26 protein-coding genes and 1 pseudogene are annotated in these 25,425 nt (G+C 71.8%); 5 read left to right on the top strand and 22 right to left on the bottom strand.

The features are described 5' to 3' along the window. Nucleotides 1-60: 60 nt before the first annotated feature. The 12 genes from coaBC to pyrR form a co-directional block, all read right to left on the bottom strand. The gene (gene coaBC, locus ABGB21_RS20155; protein WP_347678958.1) at nt 61-1,284 is read right to left on the bottom strand and encodes a bifunctional phosphopantothenoylcysteine decarboxylase/phosphopantothenate--cysteine ligase CoaBC; all 1,224 of its coding nucleotides are present in this window, start codon (nt 1,282-1,284) and stop codon (nt 61-63) included. 20 nt (nt 1,285-1,304) lie between these two features. Then, entirely contained in the window at nt 1,305-1,568 is a 264-nt protein-coding gene (gene rpoZ, locus ABGB21_RS20150; RefSeq protein ID WP_101366725.1) for a DNA-directed RNA polymerase subunit omega, read from the bottom strand. Nucleotides 1,569-1,715: 147 nt separating this feature from the next. Continuing rightward, a complete protein-coding gene (locus ABGB21_RS20145; RefSeq protein WP_347678956.1) occupies nt 1,716-2,228 on the bottom strand; it encodes a guanylate kinase in 513 nt (170 codons plus the stop codon). A 26-nt stretch (nt 2,229-2,254) separates the two neighbouring features. Beyond that, nucleotides 2,255-2,572, bottom strand: a complete 318-nt coding sequence (gene mihF, locus ABGB21_RS20140; protein ID WP_331216915.1) for an integration host factor, actinobacterial type — start codon at nt 2,570-2,572, stop codon at nt 2,255-2,257. A 171-nt stretch (nt 2,573-2,743) separates the two neighbouring features. Beyond that, the gene (gene pyrF, locus ABGB21_RS20135; protein WP_347678954.1) at nt 2,744-3,586 is read right to left on the bottom strand and encodes an orotidine-5'-phosphate decarboxylase; all 843 of its coding nucleotides are present in this window, start codon (nt 3,584-3,586) and stop codon (nt 2,744-2,746) included. Between the two features lie 40 nt (nt 3,587-3,626). Then, nucleotides 3,627-4,907 (bottom strand): adenosylmethionine--8-amino-7-oxononanoate transaminase, encoded by a 1,281-nt coding sequence (locus tag ABGB21_RS20130; RefSeq protein ID WP_347679036.1) that lies wholly within the window; start codon nt 4,905-4,907, stop codon nt 3,627-3,629. A 55-nt stretch (nt 4,908-4,962) separates the two neighbouring features. Continuing rightward, a complete protein-coding gene (locus ABGB21_RS20125) occupies nt 4,963-5,973 on the bottom strand; it encodes a quinone-dependent dihydroorotate dehydrogenase (protein WP_347655133.1) in 1,011 nt (336 codons plus the stop codon). A 47-nt stretch (nt 5,974-6,020) separates the two neighbouring features. After that, nucleotides 6,021-9,344 (bottom strand): carbamoyl-phosphate synthase large subunit, encoded by a 3,324-nt coding sequence (gene carB, locus ABGB21_RS20120; RefSeq protein ID WP_347678952.1) that lies wholly within the window; start codon nt 9,342-9,344, stop codon nt 6,021-6,023. Then, nucleotides 9,337-10,521: a glutamine-hydrolyzing carbamoyl-phosphate synthase small subunit gene (gene carA / locus ABGB21_RS20115; RefSeq protein WP_347655058.1), complete on the bottom strand. Its 1,185-nt coding sequence runs from the start codon at nt 10,519-10,521 to the stop codon at nt 9,337-9,339. The genes carB and carA overlap by 8 nt, the downstream gene beginning before the upstream one ends. 43 nt (nt 10,522-10,564) lie before the next feature. After that, the gene (locus ABGB21_RS20110; RefSeq protein ID WP_347655059.1) at nt 10,565-11,845 is read right to left on the bottom strand and encodes a dihydroorotase; all 1,281 of its coding nucleotides are present in this window, start codon (nt 11,843-11,845) and stop codon (nt 10,565-10,567) included. Further along, nucleotides 11,842-12,765 carry an aspartate carbamoyltransferase catalytic subunit gene (locus ABGB21_RS20105; RefSeq protein ID WP_347655060.1) on the bottom strand — a complete coding sequence of 308 codons (924 nt, stop codon included), beginning with the start codon at nt 12,763-12,765 and terminating at the stop codon, nt 11,842-11,844. The genes ABGB21_RS20110 and ABGB21_RS20105 overlap by 4 nt, the downstream gene beginning before the upstream one ends. Beyond that, on the bottom strand, nt 12,762-13,349 hold the full coding sequence (gene pyrR, locus ABGB21_RS20100) for a bifunctional pyr operon transcriptional regulator/uracil phosphoribosyltransferase PyrR (RefSeq protein ID WP_347655061.1): 588 nt from the start codon (nt 13,347-13,349) through the stop codon (nt 12,762-12,764). Before pyrR ends, ABGB21_RS20105 begins: the two co-directional genes overlap by 4 nt. A 290-nt stretch (nt 13,350-13,639) precedes the next feature. On the opposite strand from pyrR, the gene ABGB21_RS20095 reads away from it, so the two are divergent. Further along, nucleotides 13,640-14,128, top strand: coding sequence for a transcriptional regulator (locus ABGB21_RS20095; protein WP_101366736.1), 489 nt, complete (start codon nt 13,640-13,642; stop codon nt 14,126-14,128). Between the two features lie 161 nt (nt 14,129-14,289). Here the strand turns inward: ABGB21_RS20095 and nusB are convergent, their stop codons facing one another. The 5 genes from nusB to ABGB21_RS20070 all read right to left on the bottom strand — a co-directional run bounded on the left by nusB (nt 14,290) and on the right by ABGB21_RS20070 (nt 17,412). Continuing rightward, nucleotides 14,290-14,700, bottom strand: a complete 411-nt coding sequence (gene nusB / locus ABGB21_RS20090; protein WP_347655134.1) for a transcription antitermination factor NusB — start codon at nt 14,698-14,700, stop codon at nt 14,290-14,292. A gap of 23 nt (nt 14,701-14,723) precedes the next feature. Beyond that, nucleotides 14,724-15,281 (bottom strand): elongation factor P, encoded by a 558-nt coding sequence (gene efp, locus ABGB21_RS20085; protein WP_347655062.1) that lies wholly within the window; start codon nt 15,279-15,281, stop codon nt 14,724-14,726. Between the two features lie 173 nt (nt 15,282-15,454). Beyond that, nucleotides 15,455-15,886: a type II 3-dehydroquinate dehydratase gene (gene aroQ / locus ABGB21_RS20080; protein ID WP_347655063.1), complete on the bottom strand. Its 432-nt coding sequence runs from the start codon at nt 15,884-15,886 to the stop codon at nt 15,455-15,457. Beyond that, on the bottom strand, nt 15,883-16,971 hold the full coding sequence (aroB, locus tag ABGB21_RS20075; RefSeq protein WP_347655064.1) for a 3-dehydroquinate synthase: 1,089 nt from the start codon (nt 16,969-16,971) through the stop codon (nt 15,883-15,885). The genes aroQ and aroB overlap by 4 nt, the downstream gene beginning before the upstream one ends. Nucleotides 16,972-17,037: 66 nt before the next feature. Beyond that, nucleotides 17,038-17,412: a helix-turn-helix domain-containing protein gene (locus tag ABGB21_RS20070; RefSeq protein ID WP_347678949.1), complete on the bottom strand. Its 375-nt coding sequence runs from the start codon at nt 17,410-17,412 to the stop codon at nt 17,038-17,040. Between the two features lie 123 nt (nt 17,413-17,535). Between ABGB21_RS20070 and ABGB21_RS20065 the strand changes: the two genes are divergently transcribed. Continuing rightward, on the top strand, nt 17,536-18,393 hold the full coding sequence (locus ABGB21_RS20065) for an SDR family oxidoreductase (RefSeq protein ID WP_347655066.1): 858 nt from the start codon (nt 17,536-17,538) through the stop codon (nt 18,391-18,393). 158 nt (nt 18,394-18,551) lie between these two features. On the opposite strand, the gene ABGB21_RS20060 is transcribed toward ABGB21_RS20065, so the two are convergent. Then, the gene (locus ABGB21_RS20060) at nt 18,552-19,511 is read right to left on the bottom strand and encodes a YafY family protein (RefSeq protein ID WP_347655067.1); all 960 of its coding nucleotides are present in this window, start codon (nt 19,509-19,511) and stop codon (nt 18,552-18,554) included. A gap of 82 nt (nt 19,512-19,593) precedes the next feature. Here ABGB21_RS20060 and ABGB21_RS20055 point away from each other — a divergent pair, with 82 nt between their 5' ends. Then, nucleotides 19,594-20,337, top strand: coding sequence for an alpha/beta hydrolase (locus tag ABGB21_RS20055; protein ID WP_347655068.1), 744 nt, complete (start codon nt 19,594-19,596; stop codon nt 20,335-20,337). A gap of 11 nt (nt 20,338-20,348) precedes the next feature. Here the strand turns inward: ABGB21_RS20055 and ABGB21_RS20050 are convergent, their stop codons facing one another. From ABGB21_RS20050 to ABGB21_RS20040, 3 genes are all read right to left on the bottom strand, one after another. After that, a complete protein-coding gene (locus ABGB21_RS20050) occupies nt 20,349-20,861 on the bottom strand; it encodes a shikimate kinase (RefSeq protein WP_347655069.1) in 513 nt (170 codons plus the stop codon). Then, the gene (aroC, locus tag ABGB21_RS20045; protein WP_347655070.1) at nt 20,861-22,039 is read right to left on the bottom strand and encodes a chorismate synthase; all 1,179 of its coding nucleotides are present in this window, start codon (nt 22,037-22,039) and stop codon (nt 20,861-20,863) included. The genes ABGB21_RS20050 and aroC overlap by 1 nt, the downstream gene beginning before the upstream one ends. A 70-nt stretch (nt 22,040-22,109) precedes the next feature. Next, entirely contained in the window at nt 22,110-22,616 is a 507-nt protein-coding gene (locus ABGB21_RS20040; protein ID WP_347655071.1) for a MarR family transcriptional regulator, read from the bottom strand. Between the two features lie 185 nt (nt 22,617-22,801). Here ABGB21_RS20040 and ABGB21_RS20035 point away from each other — a divergent pair. After that, nucleotides 22,802-24,001: pseudogene (locus ABGB21_RS20035) on the top strand (multidrug effflux MFS transporter); the annotation flags it as partial. Between the two features lie 73 nt (nt 24,002-24,074). Here ABGB21_RS20035 and ABGB21_RS20030 read toward each other — a convergent pair. Next, entirely contained in the window at nt 24,075-24,926 is an 852-nt protein-coding gene (locus tag ABGB21_RS20030) for a shikimate dehydrogenase (RefSeq protein ID WP_347678947.1), read from the bottom strand. A 93-nt stretch (nt 24,927-25,019) separates the two neighbouring features. Here ABGB21_RS20030 and ABGB21_RS20025 point away from each other — a divergent pair, with 93 nt between their 5' ends. Next, nucleotides 25,020-25,418 (top strand): hypothetical protein, encoded by a 399-nt coding sequence (locus ABGB21_RS20025; protein WP_347655073.1) that lies wholly within the window; start codon nt 25,020-25,022, stop codon nt 25,416-25,418. The last annotated feature ends 7 nt before the right edge of the window (nt 25,419-25,425 follow it).

Raw genomic sequence — 25,425 nt, 5'->3', positions numbered from 1 at the left:
CTAAAAGGCTCGAATACACGTTTCGCGGCAGTTTAGTCACCCGCCGCCCTGACCAGTGCACTACAACGTCGCGCCGCGACGTGACGATCCGGTTAAGCGCGTTGTTACCAGATCCCAGACGGCATCGGCGAGATCTTCCTTGGATTGCTCGGAAAAAGCTGTCGTCGACCCGTCAGCGCCCAGTACGACCGCCGTATTGGTGTCGGCCCCGAAGACCTTGTCCGGCCCGACCTCGTTGACGACGATCAGGTCGGCCTTCTTCCGGGCCAGCTTGCCCCGGGCGTTGGCCTCGGCGTCACTGGTCTCGGCGGCGAAGGCGACCAGTACCTGCTCCGGCCGTCGACGCTCGCCGAGCTCGGCGGCGATGTCGGGGTTGGCCACCAGCTCGACGGTGAGCGTGTCGCCCCGGTCCGACTTCTTGATCTTATCGGAGGCGTACGTCGCCGGCCGGAAGTCCGCCGGCGCCGCCGCCATCACCACCGCGTCGGCCGTCTCGGCCGCCTCGAGGGTCGCCTTGCGCAGCTCCTCGGTGGTGCCGACCCGGACCACGTCCGCGCCGGCCGGATCCGGCAGGGAAACGTTCGCGGCGATCAGGGTGACCCGGGCTCCCCGGGCCAGCGCGGTACGGGCGAACGCGTAACCCTGCTTGCCGGACGACCGGTTGCCGAGGAACCGCACCGGGTCCAACGGCTCGCGGGTGCCGCCGGCGGTGACCACCACCCGTCGACCGGCCAGGTCCAGGGGGGCGTCCACTCCCCGGGCCAACACCCGGCGGGCGACCGCGAAGATCTCGGCCGGGTCGGGCAGCCGGCCCTTGCCGGTGTCCACCCCGGTCAGCCGGCCGGTCGCCGGTTCGAGCACCAGAACGCCACGCCGACGCAGGGTCGCCACGTTCTCCACGGTGGCCGGGTGCTCCCACATCTCGGTGTGCATCGCCGGCGCGAGCACCACCGGGCAGCGGGCGGTGAGCAGGGTGTTGGTCAGCAGGTCGTCGGCGAGACCGTGCGCGGCCCGGGCCATCAGGTCGGCCGTGGCCGGGGCCACGACCACCAGGTCGGCGCCCTGACCGAGGCGGACGTGCGGCACCTCCTGCACGTCGGCCCAGACGTCGTCGGCGACCGGCTGCCCGCTCAGCGCCGCCCAGGTCGGGGCCCCGACGAACCGCAGCGCGGCGGCGGTCGGCACGACCCGGACCCGGTGGCCCGACTCGGTGAACAGCCGCAGCAGTTCGCACGCCTTGTAGGCGGCGATCCCACCGCCGACCCCGAGTACGACCGAGGTCATCTCCGACGTCCCGGCCGCCGCTACGGCTGGTCGGTCGGCTCTGCGGTGAGCAGACCCGCGTTGATCTCCCGCATCGCGATCGACAGCGGCTTCTCCTGCGGGGTGGTCTCCACCAGCGGGCCGACGTACTCCAGCAGGCCCTCGCCGAGCTGGCTGTAGTAGGCGTTGACCTGGCGGGCCCGCTTGGCGGCGAAGATCACCAGGGCGTACTTGGAGGTGGTCTTCTCGAGCAGCTCGTCGATCGGCGGGTTGGTGATGCCTTCGGGACTGGCGATGGATCCCACGGGAGAAACCTCTGTGTCTGCGCGACCACCCGAGGGCGGTCAGGTCGGAGTCGTTCTGGAGAGCGGTCGTGCGGGAGTGCGGTCGTTCTGACGTTCGGTGTCCTGAAGTTCGGTGGTGCTGAAGTTCGGGGTCCGTTCAACGTTGCGTCAGCTCGACGTCAAGTGGCACGAACCGAGCAAGCCTACCAGTTCGTCGGCGGCCCGCTCGATGACGTGGTTGACGACCGTTACGTCGAATTCCCGACCAACGGCGCGGACGTCGACTCCCGGCGGGGCGAGGTACACCAACCGGGCCTCCGGCATCGCCGCCCGGACCTGGCGGGCACCTCGGATGTCGATCGTCAGCAGCACCGGGCGGCCGGCGGAGAGCCGCATCCGTACCGGACCGCTCGGCGTACCGTAGCGGTGGACGCCTATTTCCGACCACTCCAGCAACTGTCCGTCATCGAGCAGACGGGCGAATTCCGCCCGGTCGACGAAACGGTGGTGCACGCCGTCGATCTCGTGTTCCCGACGGGGGCGGGTGGTCAGCGGGACCGATCGCCACAGCCCCGGCGATCGCGTCCGGACAAGTTCCGTCACGCTGTCCTTGCCGACCCCGGAGGGGCCGGCAAGGACCGTGAGACGAGCCGACTGGCGGACATCGTCATGCGTACTCACTGCTTGTTTCTACACGGCGACTGGAACTAGTTCGCCGAGAACTCTCCAAGCAGTGCCTTGCGCTGCTGCTCACCGAGGCCACGCAGGCGACGGCTGTCGGCAATCTTGAGCTTCTCCATGATCTGGGTAGCCCGGATCTTGCCGATTCCCGGCATCGCCTGAAGGACGGCGGAGACCTTCAGCTTGCCGACGACATCGTCCGCCTCCGCCCGGTCGAGGACGGCGGCCAGGGTGGTCTTGCCCTGCTTCAGCTCTTCCTTGAGCTTGGCACGGGCTTTGCGGATCTCCGCAGCCTTTTCCAGCGCGGCGGCACGCTGCTCGGGGCTCAGTTGGGGGAGCGGCACCAGTTCTCCTCAGGTCCCTATCGCGACGGGCGGAACGCACCGCCGCATCTGTGAAACGTGGTGTGCCTGGGAACCAAAGGGGTACGTGGTTCCCAGCGCCGGGAAAACTAGCGGTCAACGGAGCTTTCGGCAACGTGGGCGCGCCATGATCATGTCAGCGTGACCACAAGATCACTGACCGGCGGCGGTCAGCGCGGACCGGCAGTCGACCAGAACACGGTCCGCCGCGGCCCGCAACGCGGCCGGATCCGGGCCCGCGCCGAGCACCTCCCGGGAGTACGACGGGAGCACCGTGGAGAGCTCGTCGCCGAAGACCGTACGCAGGTCGGCGGCCCGTCCGCCCTGCGCGCCGAGGCCCGGCGCGAGCAGTGGCCCATTGACCTTGGACAGGTCGTGGCCGGTCTCCCCGATCGTGGCGCCGACCACGAGACCGAAGCTGCCCAGCGGCTGCGCACCCTCGTTGAGCTGGGAAATCTCGTCGATGACGGTCTGCGCCACGGTCCGGCCGTCCGCACTGCGGGCGCGCTGCACGCTCGCGCCCTCCGGGTTCGAGGTGAGCGCGAGCACAAAAACGCCGCCGCCGTGCGCGCGCGCCGCGTCGAACATCGGAGCGAGCGCGCCGACCCCCAGGAACGGGCTCGCGGTCACCGCGTCGACATGGAGAGGACTCGATGGATCAAGGTACGCGTCGGCGTACGCGGCGACCGTCGAGCCGATGTCGCCGCGCTTGACGTCGAGCAGAACGAGGGCACCGGCGGTCCGCAACTGTCGGATAATTGACTCAAGTACCGCGAGTCCCTGCGACCCGAACCGCTCGAAGAACGCGGACTGCGGCTTGACCACCGCGACCCGGTCGCCGAGCGCGTCGACCACGGTCCGGCTGAACCGGGTCAGCCCGGCCAGGTCGTCCGAGAGGCCCCACCGGGCCAACAGGGCCGGGTGGGGATCGATGCCCACGCAGAGTGGTCCCCGCTCCGCCATGGCCCGGTGCAACCGGCTGCCGAAGGTCTCCATCGTCTTCTCCTCTCCCCCGGGCCGCCCGGATGGCGACCCGTCAGCCGGCCGCGGCGGCGGCGCCGATCGCCGTACAGATCCGGGCCAGGTCCTCGTCGTCGGTGACGTACGGCGGCATCGTGTAGATCAGGTCCCGGAACGGCCGCAGCCACACCCCGTGCGCAACCGCAGCGGCGGTCGCCGCCACCATGTCGACCTCGTGGTCGAGCTGCACCACTCCGATCGCGCCCAGCACCCGGACGTCCGCGACCCCGGCAGCGGCCCGCAACGGCGTCAGACCGGCTTCCAGCCCCGCCCGCACCCTGGACACCTCCCCTGCCCAGTTTCCGGCCCGTAGCAGCCCGATGGAGGCGTTTGCGGCCGCGCAGGCGAGCGGGTTGCCCATGAACGTCGGGCCGTGGGCGAGCACGCCGGTCGCCGAGATGCCGTCGGCAATCGCCGGGGTGCAGAGCGTGGCGGCCATGCTCAGATAACCGCCGGTGAGCGCCTTGCCGACGCAGAGGACGTCCGGCGTCACCCCGGCGTGGTCCGCCGCGAAGAGCTCACCGGTCCGGCCGAACCCGGTGGCGATCTCGTCGAAGATCAGCACGATGTCGTGCGCGGCGGTGACCTCGCGCAGCACCCGCAGGTAGGCCGGATTGTGGAAACGCATCCCGCCGGCCCCCTGCACCACCGGCTCGACGATCACCGCGGCGATCTCGTCGGCGTGCCGCCGCACCGCGTCCACCAGGGACGCCGCGTACGCCTCGTCGACCGGGGCGTCGAAGCCGGCGGGGGGCAGGTCGGCGAAGACCTGCCGGGGCAGCACGCCGGTCCAGAGCGAGTGCATCCCGCCCACCGGGTCACAGACGCTCATCGGGTGGAACGTGTCGCCGTGGTAGCCGCCCCGCCAGGTGGCCAGCCGGTGCCGCCCCGGTCGACCCCGGCCCCGCTGGTACTGCAACGCCATCTTGACCGCGACCTCGACCCCGACCGAGCCGGAGTCGCAGAGGAAGACGTGCTCCAGACCGGACGGGGTGATCTCGACCAGGGTCCGGGCCAGTTCGACCGCCGGCTCGTGGGTGAGCCCGCCGAACATGACGTGGCTCATCCGGCCCAGCTGGTCGGTGACCGCCGCGTCCAGCGCCGGATGCCGGTAGCCGTGGATCGCCGCCCACCACGACGACATCCCGTCGACCAGTTCCCGGCCGTCGGCCAGGCGCAGCCGTACCCCGGCCGCGCTGTCCACCACGTACGGGTCGGTACGGGCCGGCATCGGGGCGTACGGGTGCCAGACGTGCGCCCGGTCCGCCGCGACGATGACGATCTCCTCGGGCGTCATGCCCGCCCGGCCCGGCGCCACCGTCTCCACGCCCATCGCCGTCCGCCTTCCGTGGTCAGTTCCGCGCCGCCCTGGCGAGTCCGCGGACCAGCCCCGGCCCGCGGTAGACGAACCCGGTGTAGAGCTGCACCAGCTCGGCGCCGGCGTCCAGCAGGGCGGTGCCGTCGGCCGGGTCGAGGATGCCGCCGACCCCGATCACCGGCAGCCGTCCCCCGGTCTCCCGGTGCACGAACGAGACCACCTGTCGGGCCCGGGCGGTCAGTGGTCGGCCGGAGAGCCCGCCCGCCTCGCCGGCCCGGGGCAGGTCGACCGGGGCCAGCCCGTCCCGTGCCAGCGTGGTGTTGGTGGCGATCACCCCGGCCGCGCCCCGGTCCAGGCAGACCTCCAGCAGCTCGGCGACCGCCGCGTCGGTCAGGTCCGGTGCGATCTTCACCAGCACCGGCTTCTCCCCCACCAGGGCGGTCAGCAGCGCGTCCAGGTGCGACCGGTCCTGCAGGGTCCGCAGCCCCGGCGTGTTCGGCGACGACACGTTGACCGCGAAGTAGTCGCCGTAGGCGTACAGCGCCCGGTAGGAGGCGAGGTAGTCCTCGACCGCCTCCTCGATCGGGGTCACCTTGGACTTGCCGAGCGAGATGCCCAGCGGCACCCCCAGCGGCCGGTCCAGGACGGCCAGCCGGGCGGCCAGCGCCGCCGCGCCGGCGTTGTTGAAACCCATCCGGTTGATCACGGCGCCGCTGCTCGGCAACCGGAACAGCCGGGGCCGGGGGTTTCCCGGTTGCGCGTGCGCGGTGACCGTGCCGACCTCGACGAAACCGAAGCCGAGGGCCGGCCAGGCAGGCAGCGCCCGGCCGTCCTTGTCCATTCCGGCGGCCAACCCGACCGGGTTGGGGAAGTCGAGCCCGAAGACGGTACGCGGGGCGTGCACCGCGTACCGGGCCCGGAGCGCGGCCAACAGCGCCGGCCGCCGGGAGACCCCGGCGAGCCGGCGCAGCGTCCACTCGTGCGCCGCCTCGGCGTCCCCGCCGCCGATCCGGAACAGCGCCGGCCGGACGACCCGGTCGAACAGGGTCGGCGCCGCACCGGCCGGGCCGCCGGGCGTGGTGGTCGGCGCGGTCACTCGCCGGCCCGCAGCACCGCGTGCAGCTGCTGCAGCGGTCGGACCGTCATGTCGCCCCGGATCAGGGCCTCGATCCCCATCACCGCCGCCGCCGCACCCGGCACGGTGGTGATGCACGGGACGTCGGCGCCGACCGCCGCACTGCGGATCTCGTACCCGTCGGACCGGGCGCTGGCCCCCGAACCCTGCGGAGTGTTGATCACCAACCCGACCTCGCCGGCCGCGATCAGCGACACCGCGTCCGGGCCGTCGCCGTCCTCCTCGTAGTGCTTGCGGATCAGCTCGCAGGAGATGCCGTACCGGCGCAGCACCTCACCGGTGCCGACCGTGGCGACGATCTCGAAGCCGAGGTCGGCGAGACGCTTGATCGGGAAGATCATCCCCCGCTTGTCGCGGTTCGCGACGGAGACGAAGACCTTGCCCCGGGTCGGCAGCGAACCGTAGACCGCCGCCTGCGACTTGGCGAAGGCGTGCCCGAAGGCGGTGTCGATCCCCATCACCTCGCCGGTCGACTTCATCTCCGGTCCGAGCAGCGAGTCGATGCCCTTGCCGGTCGGGGTACGGAACCGCTTGAACGGCAGCACCGCCTCCTTCACCGCGACCGGCGCGTCGACCGGCAGTGAACCACCGTCCCCGGTCGGCGGCAGCAACCGCTCGGCCCGCAGCTCGGCGACCGTGGCGCCGAGCATGATCCGGGCCGCCGCCTTGGCCAACGGCACGGCGGTCGCCTTCGAGACGAACGGCACGGTCCGGGAGGCCCGGGGATTGGCCTCCAGGACGTAGAGGACGTCGTCCTTGAGCGCGTACTGGACGTTCAGCAGACCGCGTACCCCGACACCGCGGGCGATCTCCACCGTGTAGCGGCGGACCGCCGCCAGGTGGGAGCTGGCCAGGGTGATCGGCGGCAGCGCGCAGGACGAGTCGCCGGAGTGGATGCCGGCCTCCTCGATGTGCTCCATCACGCCGCCGATGTAGACCTCACCGTCGGCGTCGCAGAGCGCGTCCACGTCGATCTCGATCGCGTCGTCGAGGAACCGGTCGACCAGGACCGGGTGGTCCGGCGAGATGTCGGTGGCCCGGGCGATGTAGTCGCGCAGCGTCGGGTCGTCGTAGACGATCTCCATGCCCCGGCCGCCGAGCACGTACGAGGGCCGGACCAGCACCGGGTAGCCGATCTCCTCGGCGATCGCCCGCGCCTCCTCGTACGAGGTGGCGGTGCCGTGCGCCGGCGAGCGCAGCCCGGCCGCGTCGAGCAGCGCGCCGAACGCGCCCCGGTCCTCGGCCAGGTGGATCGACTCCGGCGAGGTGCCGACGATCGGCACCCCGGCGTCCTTGAGCCGCTGGGCCAGCCCGAGCGGGGTCTGCCCGCCGAGCTGGACGACCACCCCGATCACGCCCGGCCCGCCGGCCGCCTTCCCGGAGCTGTCCTCGGCGTGCCAGACCTCCAGCACGTCCTCGAAGGTGAGCGGCTCGAAGTAGAGCCGGTCGGCGGTGTCGTAGTCGGTGGAGACGGTCTCCGGGTTGCAGTTGACCATCACCGTCTCGTACCCGGCGCTTCGCAGCGCCTGTACGGCGTGCACGCACGAGTAGTCGAACTCGATGCCCTGTCCGATCCGGTTCGGTCCGGAGCCGAGGATCAGCACCTTCGGCCGGTCCGACCCGGTCACCTCGGTCTCGTCGTCGTAGCTGCTGTAGTGGTACGGCGTACCGGCGGCGAACTCGGCGGCGCAGGTGTCCACGGTCTTGTAGACCGGGCGCAGCCCGAGCCGGTGCCGCAGGGTCCGGACCCCGTCCTCGGCGGCGAGTTCCGGGCGGAGCACGGCGAGCTGCCGGTCGGAGATCCCGGCCCGCTTCGCCCGGCGCAGCAGTTCCTCGTCGAGGACGGCCGCGCCGACGATCTCGGCGCGCAACTCGACCAGGCCGGCGATCTGGTCGACGAACCACGGGTCGATGCCGCCGGAGGCGGCCGACACCTCGGCCACCGAGGCGCCGAGCCGCAGTGCCCGCTCCAGCGTGTAGAGCCGCCCGTCGTGCGGGGTGGCCAACGCGGCCAGGGTGCGCTCCAGGGTGACGCCGTCGGGGTCCGGCGTCGTCCAGAAGCCGGCCTCCTTCGTCTCCATCGAGCGCATCGCCTTGTTCAACGCCTCGGTGAAGTTGCGGCCCAGGCTCATCGCCTCACCGACCGACTTCATCGTGGTGGTCAGTTCCCGGTCGGCGGCCGGGAACTTCTCGAAGGCGAACCGGGGGATCTTCACCACCACGTAGTCCAGGGTCGGCTCGAACGCCGCCGGGGTCTGCAGGGTGATGTCGTTCGGGATCTCGTCCAGGGTGTAGCCGATGGCAAGCTTGGCGGCGATCTTCGCGATCGGGAAGCCGGTCGCCTTGGAGGCCAGCGCGGACGACCGGGAGACCCGGGGGTTCATCTCGATCACGACCAGCCGGCCGTCGCGCGGGTTCACCGCGAACTGGATGTTGCAGCCGCCGGTGTCCACGCCGACCTCGCGGAGCACCGCGATGCCGAGGTCACGCAGTCGCTGGTACTCCCGGTCGGTGAGGGTCATCGCCGGGGCGACCGTGACGCTGTCGCCCGTGTGCACACCCATCGGGTCGACGTTCTCGATCGAGCAGACCACCACGACGTTGTCGTTGCGGTCCCGCATCAGCTCGAGCTCGTACTCCTTCCAGCCGAGCACACTCTCCTCGATGAGGACCTCGTGCACCGGGCTCTCGGCCAGACCGGCGCCGGCGATCCGCTCCAGGTCCTCGTCGGTGTGCGCCATCCCGGAACCGAGGCCGCCCATCGTGAACGACGGCCGGATCACCACCGGCAGGCCCAGCTCGGCCACGGTCTCCCGGACCTCGTCCATCGAGTGGCATACCCGGCTGCGCGGGGTCTCGCCGCCGGCCCGGGCGACGATCTCCTTGAACAGCTGGCGGTCCTCGCCCCGGCGGATCGCGTCGATGTCCGCGCCGATCAGCTCCACGCCGTACTTGGCGAGCACCCCGGACTCGTGCAGCGCGACCGCGGTGTTCAGCGCGGTCTGCCCACCGAGCGTGGGCAGCAGCGCGTCCGGGCGTTCCTTGGCGATGACCAGCTCGACGAACTCCGGGGTGATCGGCTCGACGTACGTCGCGTCGGCGAACTCCGGGTCGGTCATGATGGTCGCCGGGTTGGAGTTGACCAGGCTGACCCGCAGCCCCTCGCTGCGCAGCACCCGGCAGGCCTGGGTGCCGGAGTAGTCGAACTCGCAGGCCTGCCCGATGACGATCGGGCCGGAGCCGATCACCATCACGTGCTTCAGGTCGCTCCGCTTAGGCATGCTTGCCGCCTTCGATCAGTTCGGCGCCGCGTTGGCCCCTTCGTTCCACAAGTTCCACGAAACGGTCGAACAGGTAGTCCGCGTCATGCGGGCCGGCCGCCGCCTCGGGGTGGTACTGCACGGTGAACGCCGGCACGTCCTTGGCCCGCAGGCCCTCGACCACGTTGTCGTTGAGGCAGACGTGGCTGACCTCGACCCCGCCGAAGTCGGTGTCGATCACCTGGTCCGGCACCACCAGCCCCGCACCGGCGCCCGGCACCTCGACCGCGAAGCCGTGGTTGTGGCTGGTCACCTCGACCTTGCCGGTGGTCCGGTCCAGCACCGGCTGGTTGATGCCGCGGTGGCCGTACCCCAGCTTGTAGGTGCCGAAGCCGAGCGCGCGGCCGAGGATCTGGCTGCCGAAGCAGATGCCGAAGAGCGGGATCTGCCGCCGCATCACCTCCCGGGCCAGCCCGACCGGGTGGTCGGCGGTGGCCGGGTCACCGGGACCGGGCGAGAAGAAGACCGCGTCCGCGCCGGTGGCGACCAGGTCGTCGATGCTGGAGTTCGCCGGCAGCACGTGGGTCGTGACGCCGCGTGCGGCGAGCCGGCGCGGGACGTTCCGCTTGATGCCGAGGTCCAGGGCGGCGACGGTGAACCGGTGCTCCCCCTCGGCCTCGACCGTGTACGGCTTCGCCGTGCTCACCTCGGCCGACAGGTCCGCGCCGACCATCTTCGGCGCCTCGCGTACCCGGGCCAGCAGCGCCGCCGGGTCGACGTCGAGGCTGGAGACCCCGACCCGCATCGCGCCGCGGTCCCGCAGGTGCCGGGTCAGGGCGCGGGTGTCGACCCCGCTGATCCCGACCACACCCTCGCTGGCGAGCCGGTCCTCCAGACCGCCGGTGGCCCGCCAGTTCGAGCCGACCCGGGCCGGGTCCCGGACCACGTAGCCGGCGACCCAGATCCGGCCGGACTCGTCGTCCTCGTGGTTGACCCCGGTGTTGCCGATGTGCGGCGCGGTCTGCACCACCACCTGCCGGTGGTACGACGGGTCGGTGAGCGTCTCCTGGTAGCCGGTCATCCCGGTGTTGAAGACCGCCTCGCCGAAGGTCTCCCCGACGCTGCCGTACGACTCGCCGCGGAAGGTCCGCCCGTCCTCCAGGACCAGGATCGCTGGTCGCCTTCTGTTGCTCACCACAGGCCTCCGATCCGGGTCGTGGGGTTGCGGAACTCGGTTCGGATCACTTCACGGCCTTTCCGTCCAGCACCGTCGGCTCGCCGCGCAGGAAGGTGGCGACGATCCGACCGGGCAGTGTGATTCCCGCGTACGGGGTGTTGCGGCTGCGGCTGGCCGTCTCGTTCGGGTCGATCGTCCGGCGGGCCGCCGGGTCGACCAGGGTCAGGTTGGCCGCCACGCCCGGCGCCGGGTCCCGACCGTGCTCGGTCAGGCCGGCGATCCGGGCCGGGGTACGGGACATCCGCTCGGCGATCAGGTCCCACCGCTCGCCGACGACGCTGAGCAGCACCGACAGCGCGGTCTCCAGGCCGAGCATGCCGGGCCGGGCGTACGCCCACTCGCACTCCTTGTCCTCCAGCGCGTGCGGGGCGTGGTCGGTGGCGACGATGTCGATGACCCCCTCGACCAGTGCCTCGCGCAGCGCGGTGACGTCGGCGGCGGTACGCAGCGGCGGGTTGACCTTGAAGACCGGGTCGTACGTCTCGGCCCGGGTGTCGGTGAGCAGCAGGTGGTGCGGGGTGACCTCGGCGGTGACCCGTACCCCACGTGCCCTGGCGTGCCGGAGCACCTCGACGCTGCCGGCGGTGGAGACGTGGCAGACGTGCAGCCGGCTGCCGACGTGTTCGGCGAGCAGCACGTCCCGGGCGATGATCGCCTCCTCGGCCACCGCCGGCCAGCCGGTGAGGCCGAGCCGGGTGGAGACCTCACCCTCGTGCATCTGGGCGCCCTCGGTCAGCCGGGGCTCCTCGGCGTGCTGGGCGATGACGCCGTCGAACGCCTTGACGTACTCCAGCGCCCGGCGCATCAGCCGGGGGTCGGCGACGCAGTGCCCGTCGTCGGAGAAGATCCGGACCCGGGCGGCGGAGGAGGCCATCGCGCCGAGTTCGGCGAGTCGCTCGCCAGCCAGTCCGACGGTGACCGCGCCGATCGGCTGCACGTCGACCAGGCCGGCCTCGCGGCCGAGCCGCCACACCTGCTCGACCACGCCTGCGGTGTCGGCGACCGGGGAGGTGTTCGCCATCGCGCAGACGGCGGTGTAGCCGCCGAGCGCGGCGGCCCGGGATCCGGACTCGACGGTCTCGGCGTCCTCCCGGCCCGGTTCGCGCAGGTGGGTGTGGAGGTCGACCAGGCCGGGCAGCGCGACCAGCCCGTCGCCGTCGACCACGGCGGCGCCCCGGGTGTCCAGGCCGCGGCCGACCTCGGCCACCACGCCGTCGCGCAGCAGCAGGTCGGTCGGCTCGGCGCCGAGCACCCGGACCCCCCGGATCAGGTACGACTCGCTCATCGGTTCATTCCCCCCAGCAGCAGGTACAGGCAGGCCATCCGGACGGAGACCCCGTTGGTGACCTGTTCGACGATGGTGGACCGGGGTGAGTCGGCGACCTCCGGAGCGATCTCCATGCCCCGGTTCATCGGCCCGGGGTGCATCACGATCGCGTGGTCCGGCAGCCGGCGCATCCGGGGTCCGTCCAGCCCGTAGCGGCGGGCGTACTCCCGGGCCGACGGGAAGTAGGAGTCGGCCATCCGTTCCCGCTGCACCCGCAGCATCATCACCACGTCGGCGGTCGGCAGCACGGCGTCCAGGTCGTACGAGACCTCGGTGCCCGGGGCCAGTGCCGGCCCGATGTCGACCGGGATCAGGGTCGGCGGCCCGACCAGGGTGACCTTGGCCCCGAGGGTGGCCAGCAGCAGCACGTTCGAGCGGGCCACCCGGCTGTGCAGCACGTCCCCGACGACCGCGACGTGCAGGCCGGCGATCCGGCCGAGCCGGGACCGCATCGTGTACGCGTCGAGCAGCGCCTGGGTCGGGTGCTCGTGGGTGCCGTCGCCGGCGTTGAGCACCGAACCGTCCACCCAGTTGGCGAGCCGGTGCGGGGCCCCGGAGGCGGGGTGGCGGACCACCACCGCGTCGGCCCCCATCGCCTGCAGGGTCAGCGCGGTGTCCTTGAGGCTCTCGCCCTTGGAGACGCTGGAGCCCTTCGCCGAAAAGTTGATCACGTCGGCGGAGAGCCGCTTGGCCGCCGCCTCGAACGAGATCCGGGTCCGGGTGGAGTCCTCGTAGAAGAGGTTGACCACGGTCCGACCGCGCAGCGCGGGAAGCTTCTTCACCTCGCGGCCGGCGACGGTGGCCATCTCGGCCGCGGTGTCGAGGATCCGGGTGGCGGTGGCCGCGTCGAGGTCGGCTCCGGAAAGTAGGTGTTTCATTGGGGTGCGGTACCTCCGATGAGCCGGACCTCGTCGCCGCCGTCAGTCTCGGCGAGGGTCACCTTGACGCTCTCGGAGAGCGCCGTCGGGATGTTCTTGCCCACGTAGTCGGCCCGGATCGGCAGTTCGCGGTGTCCCCGGTCGACGAGGACGGCGAGCTGGACCGAGCTCGGCCGGCCGATGTCGTTCAGCGCGTCCAGGGCGGCCCGGGCGCTGCGGCCGGAGAAGAGGACGTCGTCGACGAGGATGACCCGCTTGCCGTCGATGCCACCGGAGGGCACCTCGGTCGGGCCGACCGCCCGGACGGCGTGCCGCCGGAGGTCGTCACGGTAGAGAGTGATATCGAGCACACCCACCGGTACGTCGATTCCCTCGAAGGCACTGATCCGCGCCGCCAGTCGGCGGGCCAACGGGGCTCCCCGGGTCGGGATACCGAGCAGTACGGTGTCGGCGGCGCCCTGGGTCTTCTCCAGGATCTGGTGGGCGATCCGGTCCACCACCCGGGCCAGCTCGACGCTGGTCAGGATCACCTTCACGGACGGTGGTGGGGCTGGCTGCGGCTGGGCAGCCTGCGGGTACGCCACGGCGGACCCCCTTCCCCGCCTCACGGGACGGGTCGTTAAAGGACGTCGGATTTCCGGCGCTCGCCATGGCGGCACGGGCCGGGGCTCCAGCCACGTTACCACTGGCCACGGGGCCGACCACGACCGGTGGCTGACCGGGCGGTCAGCTGACCGAAACCGGCACTTGGAACAGGATCTTTGGAATAGGTAGGTAACTAGCACTTGACCCCGTGTCGCATTCCCCGTACCGTCACGCTCCGTAGCGATCGCTGGGGAGATCCCCGACCAGCAACCAGCACTGGGAGTGCCGAATGCCCTCTGAATACGCCAAGTCGTTGGGCGCGCGTCTGCGCTCGATCCGTCAGCAGCAGGGACTCTCCCTGCAGGGGGTGGAGGAGAAGTCGAACGGGCGGTGGAAAGCCGTTGTCGTCGGCTCGTACGAGCGGGGCGACCGGGCCGTCACGGTGTCGCGCCTCGCCGAACTTGCCGACTTCTACCGGGTGCCCGTATCGGAGCTGCTGCCCGACGGCAGCGGGGTTCGTCATGAGCCGACGAACAAGATCGTTCTCGACCTGGAGCGGCTGTACGACGAGGCCTCCGAGGACCTCGCCTACGTCGCCCGCTATGCCCGGGCCATCCAGCAGCAGCGGGGTGACTACAACGGGCGGGTGCTGTCGATTCGCGCGGACGACCTGCGGGCGCTCGCGATCGTGTACGACTCGTCCCCCTCCGGTCTGATCGAGCGGCTCACCGAGCACGGTGTGCTCGTCGCCGACCCCCGGGCGCTCTTCGCGTCCTGATCCGCCCCTGACGCGGGGCCCGTACCTTCCGGTACGGGCCCCGCGTTCGTATCCGGAGTCGACCGGTCTGGGCCGACGGTGCCCTGCTGGGCGGGGATGACCGGATCACGGCCGGCCCCGGCTGCGGCGGGCAGCCGGGGCGGAAGAAGGGCCCTGACCCGTCAGCGGGTCGCGTACTCGGCGATCCGGCCCAGGATGCCGTTGAGGAAGCGCGGCGAGTCGTCGGTCGACATCTGCCGGGCCAGCTCGACCGCCTCGCTGATCGCCACCGCGTCGTCGATCTCGTCGACGTGGAGCAGTTCGTAGATGGCGATCCGGGCGAGGTTGCGGTCGACGACCGGCATCCGGTCCAGCGTCCAGCCCTCGGCGTAGCTGTCGATCAGCTCGTCGATCCGGGCCTGGTGTGCCGCGACGCCCTCGACCAGCCCGATCGCGTAGCCCATGTGCTCCGGACGGGGTTGTTCGAGCCGCTGCAGATAGCCGGCCAGCACCTCGACCGCCGGGCGGGACCGCAGGTCCGCCTCGTAGAGGACGTCCAGTGCCCGTTTGCGCGCCTTACGGCGGGCCGGCATCTGCTGCTTGGGGCCCTCGGCCATCAGGCTCGGCCGAGGTAACGACCGTCGCGGGTGTCGACCTTGATCTTCTCACCCGTGGTGATGAAGAGCGGCACCTGTACGGTCGCACCGGTCTCGACGGTCGCCGGCTTGTTGCCGCCGGTGGACCGGTCGCCCTGCAGGCCCGGCTCGGTGTAGGTGACCTCCAGCACGACGCTGGTCGGCAGCTCGATGTAGAGCGGCACGCTCTCGTGGGTGGCGACGATCGCCTCCGCCTCGGGCAGCAGGTAGTTGGCGGCCTCGCCAACGGTGCCGCCGGGGACGGTGATCTGGTCGTACGTCTCCAGGTCCATGAAGACGTAGTCCTCGCCGTCGGCGTAGAGGTACTGCATGTTGCGCTTGTCGACGGTGGCCGTGTCGACCTTGGTGCCCGCGTTGAAGGTCTTGTCGACGACCTTGCCGGAAAGCACGTTCTTGAGCGTGGTACGGACGAACGCGCCACCCTTGCCGGGCTTGACGTGCTGGAACTCGACGACGGCCCAGAGTTCACCGTCGAGGTTGAGAACCAGGCCGTTCTTGAGGTCGTTGGTGGTGGCCATTTCCTGCCTTGATCTTCAGGTCGGCGGACAGACCCGGCAAGTCTACAAGCCGCGTCCAGTTGATCTTGTCCTGGTGCGTCCGACCACCTGATGAGGCAAACCGCGACCGGGCGAAACGCGACCCTCCGTGGCGGCCGAAGATCAGCTCCACCTGGCGGCCCGGCGGCCGGAGATCAGCCCCGCCGGCCCGCCAGGTGGAGCAGGGCCAGCCGGTAGCCGTCCACGCCGAGGCCACAGATCACCCCGGTGGCGATCGCGGAGACCACCGAGTGGTGCCGGAACTCCTCCCGGGCGTGGATGTTGGAGATGTGCACCTCGACCAGCGGGCCGCGCAGCATCGCGCAGGCGTCCCGGACCGCGTACGAGTAGTGCGACCAGGCGCCCGGGTTCAGCACCACCGCCGCCTCCTCGTCGGCGGCGGCGTGCAACCAGCCGAGCATCTCGTGCTCGGCGTCGGTCTGCCGCACCTCGACGTCCAGCCCGAGTTCCCTGCCGGTCGCCTCGCAGCCCGCCACCAGGTCGGCGTAGCTGGTCACCCCGTACACGTCGACCTGGCGGGAGCCGAGGCGGCCCAGGTTGGGCCCGTTCAGCACGTACACCCTCACGCGACGACCTCCTCCGCGACCGCCGCGTACGCCTCGCGCAGCAGGGTGTCGTCCGGGCCGTCCAGGATGGCGGTCCGGGCCAGCCCGTCGAGCACCACGAACCGCAGCCGGTCGCCCCGGGCCTTCTTGTCCACCCGCATCGCGGCCAGCAGGTCCGGCCAGGCGTCCGCCCGGTACGAGGTCGGCAGACCGAGGATCGTCAGCAGGCGGCGGTGCCGATCGGCGGTCGGCTCGTCCAGCCGTCCGGCCCGGCTGGCCAGCGCGGCGGCGTAGACCATCCCGACCGAGATCGCGTGCCCGTGCCGCCAGCGGTAGCCCTCGACCTTCTCGATGGCGTGCCCGAGGGTGTGCCCGTAGTTGAGGATCTCCCGCTGGCCGGCCTCGCGCAGGTCACCGGCGACCACGTCGGCCTTCACCCGGATCGCGCGCTCGACCAGTTCCCGGACCACCGGGCCGGCCGGGTCGACCGCCGCCGTCGGATCCGCCTCGATCAGCTCCAGGATCACCGGGTCGGCGATGAAGCCGCACTTGACCACCTCGGCCAGCCCGGCGGTCAGGTCGACCGCCGGCAGCGAGTCGAGCATCGCCAGGTCGCAGATCACCCCGGCGGGCGGGTGGAAGGCGCCGACCAGGTTCTTGCCGGCGGCGGTGTTGATCCCGGTCTTGCCGCCGACGGCGGCGTCGACCATGCCGAGCAGCGAGGTCGAGACCGGCACCCAGCGGACCCCGCGCAGCCAGCAGGCGGCGACAAAACCGGCCACGTCGGTGACGGCGCCGCCGCCGATCCCGACCACCGCGTCGGTACGGGTGAAGCCGGCCGCGCCGAGCTGCTCCCAGCAGCGGGCGGCGACCTCGACGTTCTTGCCGGCCTCAGCGTCGGGCACCTCGACCGTCAACGGTCGGATGCCGGCGGCGCCGAGCCGTTCGGCCAGGTCCTCGGCGTGCGCCTTGAGCGGCGGGGCGTGCAGCACCGCGACACGGTCGGCGCCGTCCAGCAGCGGCGGCAGGCCGGCCAGCAGGTCACGCCCGACGAGTACGTCGTACGGCCGCTCGCCACCAACGGGAATGCGGGTCAGCTCGGTCATCGATGCAGAGCCTAGAGGATTTCCGGCACGTCCCCGCACACCCGGGCCGGTGATACCGGGGACCGGTCAGGGGCGGCCGGCGTCGACCTCGGCCTGGACCAGGTGGATCAGCTCGACGATCGTGGCGGCGACCCGTTCGCCGAACGGGGTGAGGCTGTACTCCACGTGCGGCGGGATGGTGGTCTGCACGTCGCGGCGGACCAGTCCGTCGCGTTCCAGCCCCTGCAGGGTCTGGGCGAGCATCTTCTCGCTGACCCCGTCGACCCTGCGCCGCAGGGCGTTGAACCGGTACGACCCCTCGTGCAGGGCGGCCAGGGCGAGCATGCCCCACTTGCCGGCGATGTTCTCGACGATCCGACGGGACGAGCAGTCCTTGGCGAAGACGTCCGCGACCATCGTGTCGTCGCCGTCGTACCCGTCTGCCGGGATCCCCTCCGCCATGGCCCTTACGGTATCCGGCACCGCCATACTTACCGTTGTGATGGCACTCACCATAGCGTTGCACTTTCGAAAAGTTAGTGCAGTCTTGGCGGAAAGCGCGGAGAACCGCCGAAGGAGCTGAGCATGATCGTCGTCACCGGAGCGACCGGCCACTACGGGCCGCTGGCCATCGAGGAACTCCTGGCCCGGGGCGTACCCGCCGGTCAGATCGTCGCCATCGCCCGCGACCCGGGCAAGGCCGCCGGCCTCGCCGAGCGGGGTGTCCAGGTGCGCCAGGCCGACTACACCGACCCGGAGAGCCTGGCCGCCGCCTTCGCCGGCGCCGAGAAGCTGCTCTTCGTCTCCGGCAGCGAAGCCGGCCAGCGGATCCCCCAGCACCGCAACGTCGTCGACGCCGCCCGCGCCGCCGGGGTCCGGCTGATCGCCTACACCGGCATCCTCAACGCGGACACCACCACCATGGTCCTGGCCGGCGAGCACAAGGCCACCGAGGCGATGATCCGCGAGTCGGGGCTGCCCTACGTGTTCCTGCGCAACACCTTCTACCTCGAGGTCTACACGGCCAACCTGGGCCAGGCGGTCGAGCACGGCGCGATCGTCGACGCCGTCGGCGACGGCCGGATCTCCGGCGCCACCCGGGCCGACCTCGCCGCCGCCGGCGCGGTCGTGCTGACCACCGAGGGACACGAGAACCAGGCGTACGAGCTGGGCGGCGAGCCGGCCTTCACGCTGACCGAACTGGCCGAGGAGGTGAGCCGGCAGTCCGGCCGGACGGTCGCCTACCGCAACCTCTCCCAGCCCGAGTACACCGACTTCCTCACCAGCGTCGGCCTGCCCCGGCCGGTGGCCGAGATCTTCGCCGACGCCAGTGTCGGGGCAAGCCGGGATGAACTCTTCACCGACAGCGGCGACCTGCCGCGCTTGCTCGGCCGCCCCACCACCCCGCTCGCGGACGCGGTCGCCGCCGCCCTCAAGGGCTGACCGCCGGGTCTGCTGCGTCCCCACGTTGCCCGGTCCGTCCCGGTGCTCGGGACGGACCGAAAACAGGCCGGCCAGACCGGGAACAGGCCAGACCGGGAACAGGCCGTCAGGCGATCGCCTCTCCGGGAGCGGCGTCGCGAACCGCGTCCGGCACCGGGTCAGCGCCGGTCCGCGTAGCCGGCGAGCCGGGCGGCGTACGCGCTGACGGCGTCGCGCAGTTCGCCGGGGCGTACGACGGTGAACGCCCAGCCGAGTCCGGCGAGCATCTGTGCCATCCCGGTCAGCTCCTCGGCCCGGGTCCGCAGCAGGACGCCGTCGGCGGTGCCGGTCAGCTCGGCGACGCTCGGCGGGATCCGCTGCCGGGCCTGGGCGAGATCGGTTTCCAGCAGCACCTCCACCTCCCAGCGGTACGCCACGCCGGCCAGTGACCGGGTGACGTGCCCGACCGGGTCGAAGTCCTCGGGTGCCTCGAAGGTCACCGAGCCGGGCGTGACCGAGGTGATCCGGTCGAGCCGGAAGGTCCGCACCTCGCCTCGCCGGTGGTCGTGGCCGGCGACGTACCACCGGCCGGAGTGGAACACCAGCCCGTACGGGTCGACGTCGCGCACCGACGCCTCACCGGCCCACGATCGGTAGCCGACGGTGACCCGGCGTCGCGCCCGGGTCGCCTCGCCGAGCGCCAGCAGGGTGGCGGTGGCCGGCCGGGGCGCCTCGGCCCGGGGCCGCAGGCTGAACCCGAGGGTCTGCTGTACGGCGGCGAGCCGCTCGGCGAGGGGCGCGGGCAGCACCCGACGGATCTTCGCCTCGGCGAGTCCGGCGGCTGGCGCGGCGGTGCCGAGCCCGAGCTGCTCGGCGGCGACCAGGCCGAGCATCACCGCCACCGCCTCGTCGTCGGTGAGCATCAACGGCGGGAGTTTGTAGCCGGGCTGGAGTCGGTAGCCACCGTACCGGCCCCGGGTGGCGAGCACCGGAATGCCGAGGTCGACCAGGGTGGTCGCGTACCGCCGTACGGTCCGTTCGTCGACGCCGAGCCGGGCGGCGAGGTCGGCGCCGGTGAGCCGGCGGTGGGCCTGCAGCAGTTCGAGCAGACCGAGCACCCGAGTGGCCGGATGTGGCACGGGTCACCATTCCAATCCGGGCGGAAGCTGTCCGGATTCAACCCTACCGTTCACGGCACATCGGCACGACGGAGGAAAACAGATGGCCACGTACGTACTCGTTCCCGGATTCTGGCTCGGCGCCTGGGCCTGGCAGGAGGTGACGGCCGGGCTGCGGGCGGCCGGTCACGAGGTCCACCCGGTCACCCTCACCGGACTCGCCGACCGGGCGCACCTGGCCGGTCCGGACGTCGGCCTGGAAACCCACACCACCGACATCGTGCGGCTGGTCGAGGAGGCGGACCTGCGGGACGTGGTACTGGTCGGACACTCCGGCGGGGCGATGCCGGTCCAGCAGGCGGCGGAGCGGATCCCGGACCGACTGTCCCGGGTGGTCTATCTGGACAGTGGGCCGCTGCCGGACGGCATGGCGCAGTTCGACACCCACCCGCCCGAGGAGCAGGAACGGCTCCGGAAGTTGATCGGTGACGGGCACCTGCTGCCGCCGCCGGCCTGGGATCCGGCCGAGGATCCGGCCAACCTCGCCGGACTGGACGACGAACTGCTCGACGTGCTGCGGACCCGGACCACCGGTCAACCGCTGCGCACCGCCACCGACCCGGTCCGGGTCGGCGGGGGCCGGGCAGTGCCGACCGCACTGGTCGTCTGCACGTTTCCGGTGGAGTTCGTCCGGGACATGGTGGCCCGGGGCAACCCGTTCTTCGCCGGGCTGGCCGGGGCCGAGCTCCACGGCCTGCCGACCGGACACTGGCCGATGCTCAGCGAGCCGAGGGCGCTGACCGACCTGCTGGACCGGCTCGGCCGGAAAGCCGTGCCGGTCGGCTGATCCGGTCGGAGCTATCCCGCGTCGCTGGCGAGACCCGCGAGGATCTCGTCGGCGACCTGCTCGGGGGTCCGGCCGTCGGTGGAGACCGTCCAGGTGGCCACCTCCGCGTAGAGCGGCCGGCGTTGGTCGAGCAACTGCTTGAGGGTGGCCCGGGGGTTGAGCGCGAGCAGTGGGCGTCCGGCGCCGAGGCCGACCCGCCGCACCGCGTCCGACAACTCCACCGACAGGTGGATCACCCGGTGCCCGGCCAGCGCCGCCCGGGTCTCCTCGGCCAGGATCGCACCGCCGCCGAGGGCGAGCACCCCGTCGAACGACGCCAGCGCCGCCGCCACCGCGGTCCGCTCCAGGGTACGGAAGTACGCCTCCCCCTCGTCGATGAAGATCTCGGGGATGCTCTTCCCGGCCGTCGCCTCGATGTCGCCGTCGGTGTCCCGGAAATCGACGCCGAGCCCCTTGGCGACCAGCAGCCCGGTGCTCGTCTTACCGGCCCCCGGAGCACCCACCAGTACGCAGACCGGCGCCATCAGTGGATCACCAGGTTGTCGAGGTAGCCGGCGAGGTTGCGGCGGATCTCGGCGACCGAGTCGCCACCGAACTTCTCCGTCGCCGCCTCGGCCAGCACCAGCGCGACCATCGTCTCGGCGACGATCGCGGCGGCCGGTACGGCACAGACGTCGGACCGCTGGTTGATCGCGGTCGCCGGCTCACCGGTCGTCACGTCCACCGTGGAGAGGGCGCGGTTCAGCGAGGAGATCGGCTTCATCGCGGCCCGGACCCGGAGCGGCTCGCCGGTGGTGATGCCACCCTCGAGGCCACCCGCCCGGTCGGTGACCCGACGCACCCCGGTCGCGGTCGGGACGATCTCGTCGTGCGCGACCGAGCCACGGGACCGGGCCTGCTGCCAGGCGTCACCGATCTCCACACCCTTGATCGCCTGGATCGACATCAGCGCGGCGGCGAGCCGGGCGTCGAGTTTGCGGTCCCACTGGACGTGACTGCCCAGACCCGGCGGAACCCCGTACGCCAGCACCTCGACGATGCCGCCGAGGGTGTCGGCGTCGGACTTGGCGGCGTCGACCTCGGCGACCATCCGGGCGCTCGCCTCCGGGTCGAGGCAGCGCAGCGGGTCGGCGTCGATCCGTTCGGCGTCCTCCGGGCGGGGCTGCAGGCCGGGCTTGGCGGCCACCGACCCGAGTTCGACCACGTGCGAGACGATCTCGATGCCGAGCGCCTGCTGGAGGAACGCCCGGGCGACGGTGCCGACGGCGACCCGGGCGGCGGTCTCCCGCGCGCTGGCCCGTTCCAGGATGGGCCGGGCGTCGGTGTGGCCGTACTTCTGCATGCCGGCGAGGTCGGCGTGCCCGGGTCGGGGCCGGGTCAGCGGGGCGTTGCGGGCCTGTCCGGCCAGCACCTCGGGGTCGACCGGATCGGCGGACATCACCGTCTGCCACTTGGGCCACTCGGAGTTGCCGACCCGGATCGCCACCGGGCTGCCCAGGGTGACGCCGTGCCGGAGCCCGCCGACGATCTCGACCTCGTCCCGTTCGAAGGACATCCGGGCGCCCCGGCCGTAGCCGAGCCGACGCCGGGCCAACTGTCGGACGATCTCCTCGCTGGTCACCTCGATCCCGGCGGGCACCCCCTCCAGGAGCGCGACGAGGGCGGGACCATGGGACTCTCCTGCGGTCAACCAGCGCAACACGAACCTAACCCTCTCCTCGCCGCGGCCGGGTCGGCCGGTCGCGGGTCAAGTTTGGCACGGACCGGGTCGGTCACCCCGCCCCGCCCGCACCGTCCCGCTCTGCGGACCCGGACTGGTCGCCGGGTTCGGGTTCGGCAAGCAGGTCGGCGAGCCGCCGCAGGTGCGGTGCGGCCCCGATGATCTCCCGGCGGGCCGGCCCGTCGAGCCGGTCCAGGGCCCGCAGCAGCAGGTCGCGACGTGCCGCGGTGACCTCGGCGATCCGCTCGTGCGCGGCCGGGGTGAGTCGGAGCCGGACCAGGCGCCGGTTGTCTGGGTCCCGCTCGCGCTCCAGCAGACCGGCGGTGACCAGGTCACCGACGAGGGTGCTGACCGTGTTGGCGGCGGTGCACAACCGCTCGGCCGTCTCCTTGACGCTGATTCCGGGACGCCGCTCGACCAGCCGCAGCACCTCCACCTGCGCGTCGGGCAGCGGCGGACGGCCGAGCCGTCGGCTCATCGAGCGACGCAGAACCCGCTGCACCTCGGCCAGGCCGGTGCCGAGCACGGCGACCGCCTCGGACGTCGCCTCGTCCGCCATCTCGTCTCCCCTGTCCTGTCGACCGCCGGGTCCGCGCTGTCGTGGGTCCCTCACGCTGTCGGTGGTCCGACCGGCGCACCGCCCCGGCTTGCCTTCCCCCGGCGCGACGGCGTCTACTTCACATCGCAATAGCTCTGCCAACAGAGCTAATGTCTCCGTTCGATGACAGAGCCTAGGGGGACGTCGTGGACGCACCACGCCCGGTAGCGCCGACCGGTCGGGCCGCCGTCGGCCTGCTGGTACTGCTCGGCATCCTCACCGCGGTGGGTCCACTCTCGCTGGACATGTACCTGCCGGCGTTTCCCGCGATGACCGGCGCGCTCGACGCCGCCCCGGCACAGGTACAGCTCTCCCTCACCACCTTCCTGCTCGGCCTGGCACTGGGCCAACTCGTCACCGGGCCGGTCAGCGACCGCTGGGGGCGGCGGCGGCCCATCCTGGTGGGGGTCGCCGCCTACACGGTCTGCAGCCTGCTCTGCGCGTTCGCGCCGTCCGCCGGCGCACTCGCGGCGCTGCGGCTGGCCCAGGGCATCGCCAGCGGCATGGGCGTGGTGGTGGCCCGCGCCATCGTCCGGGACCTCTACTCCGGACGGGCCGCCGCCAAGTACTTCTCCCAACTGATCCTGATCTTCGGGGTCGCACCGGCGGTCGCCCCCGCCCTCGGCAACCTGGTACTGCAGTTCGGCGACTGGCGGCTGACCTTCGTCGCCCTGGCCGGCATCGGGGTGCTGCTCCTCGTCGCGGTGGTGTGCTGGCTGCCGGAGACGCTGCCCGCGCCGCACCGCGCCGTCGGAGGCCTGCCGACCACCCTGCGGGTGCTGCGGACCCTGCTCACCGACCGGATCTACCTCGGCTACGTCCTCGCCCAGGGCCTGGCCTTCTCCGCCCTGTTCGCCTACATCTCCGGGTCGTCGTTCGTGCTCCAGGAGGTCTTCGCCGTCTCCGCCGGCTGGTTCAGCCTGCTCTTCGGCCTCAACGCCGTCGGGATGACCGCGGTCGGCCAACTCAACGCCCGACTGCTCGACCGGTTCCCCACCCGCCGGTTGCTCACCGTCGGCCTGCTCGGTGGCATCCTGGCTGGGGCGGTGCTGCTGACCGGCGCGACGACCCGCAACCTGCCGGCCGTCGCGCTGGCGCTGCTCGTCTTCGTCTCCAGCATCGGCATGACCCTGCCGAACGGACTGGCCCTGGCGCTCGACCGGCACCCCGGGTACGCGGGCACCGCCGCCGCCCTGCTCGGCTCCCTTCAGCAGGGCATCGCGTCGGTGATCGCCCCGCTCGCCGGGCTCGGACCGGACAACAGTGCCGTCCCGATGGCCGTGGTGGTGCTCGGGACCACCGTGCTCTCGCTTGTCGCGGTCCGCACTCTCACCCGGGACCGACGTACCGCCGAGCCGGGAGAGCAGGAATCCGGAAATGTCAGTGGGTCGGAGCGTCCCGACAGCGGGGCCGGAAACCTCAGCGGGCCGCCCAGGCCGCGGTCAGCGCGGCACGCATCGCCGACACCGGGGCGGTCACCCCGGTGAACTGCTCGAACTGCCCGACCGCCTGGGCCAGCAGCAGGTCGAGGCCGGAGACGATCCGACAGCCGGCCGCCGAGGCGCCCGCCGCGAGCGGAGTCGGCCACGGGTCGTAGACGACGTCGAAGACCACCGTCCCGGGTTGCCAGGACCGGGCCGCGCCCGCGAAGTGGTCGGCGGCGCCCTTCGGCACCGTGGAGATCAGCACGTCGGTCCAACCGACGTCGGCCGGGTCGGCCCAGTCCTGGACCTCGAACCGCAGCCCGAGCGAGTCGGCCAACCCGGCCAGTTCCTCGCCGGCGGCCCGGCGGCGGACCCGGCAGCTGACCCGGCCGGCCCGCAACCGGGCCGCCGCGGCGAGCGCCGCCCGTGCGGTGCCGCCGGCGCCGAGCAGCGTCACCTCGGCCCCCTCGGTCACCCCCGCCCCGGTCAGCACCTCGACCATGCCCGGCACGTCGGTGTTGTCGGCGTACCAGGAGCCGTCGGCACGACGTACCAGGGTGTTGGCGGCGCCGATCGCGGCGGCGACCGGCGAGACGTCGCCGGCCACCGCGAGCGCCGCCTCTTTCAACGGCATGGTGAGCGACAGGCCGGCCCACTCGGGGCCGAGGCCGGCCACCCGGTCGGGCAGCTCGGCCTCGGCACACTCGATCGCCGTGTACGACCAGCCGATCAAACCGGCGGCGGCGTAGCCGGCATTGTGGATCACCGGTGACAGCGAGTGGGCGATCGGCTTGCCCAGCACCGCTGCGCGGATTCCTTCACTCTGAGGAGCCGTGGAGCCACTCATATACCACCATCACTGTTTATCATCAAGATCTTGTGCGCTACGCAGTCGCCTGGAGGCATTGAGTTATCACCAATTCGTTCGGGGAGGCCACCTTTGCGGCAAATCAAACCAACAATCACTGCGGGGCTCGCACTCGCGGCACTCGCCACCGGGATCGGGGTCGTAGCCGCGACTCCCGCGAGTGCCGACACTCTCTACGCCGGCGCCACCCCGAGGTCCGGCAACTCGGCGGTGAAGGTCCGGACCGGGCCAGGAGCCAGCTACACCGCGGTCGGGCAGGTCGGGACCGGACAGTACGTCCCGTGCTGGTATCCGGTCACGGCCGACTGCAACTCGGGCGGCAGCGGTGTATCCACCGGCAGTTCCTACACCTGTAACGGCGCGACCAGCAACAGGTGGCTGAAGGTCAGCTGGGCCGGCACCATGCGATACGCCGCCCTCGGGTGCCTCAACATCAGGCAGATACCCAACGGCGCGGACATCGTCCCGTGAGCTTGCG

It is taken from the genome of Plantactinospora sp. B24E8 (assembly GCF_039871735.1).
In the GTDB taxonomy this organism is placed as follows: domain Bacteria; phylum Actinomycetota; class Actinomycetes; order Mycobacteriales; family Micromonosporaceae; genus Plantactinospora.
Note: the sequence above shows the minus strand (reverse complement) of the source record. Positions and strands in the feature narration are given on the sequence as shown.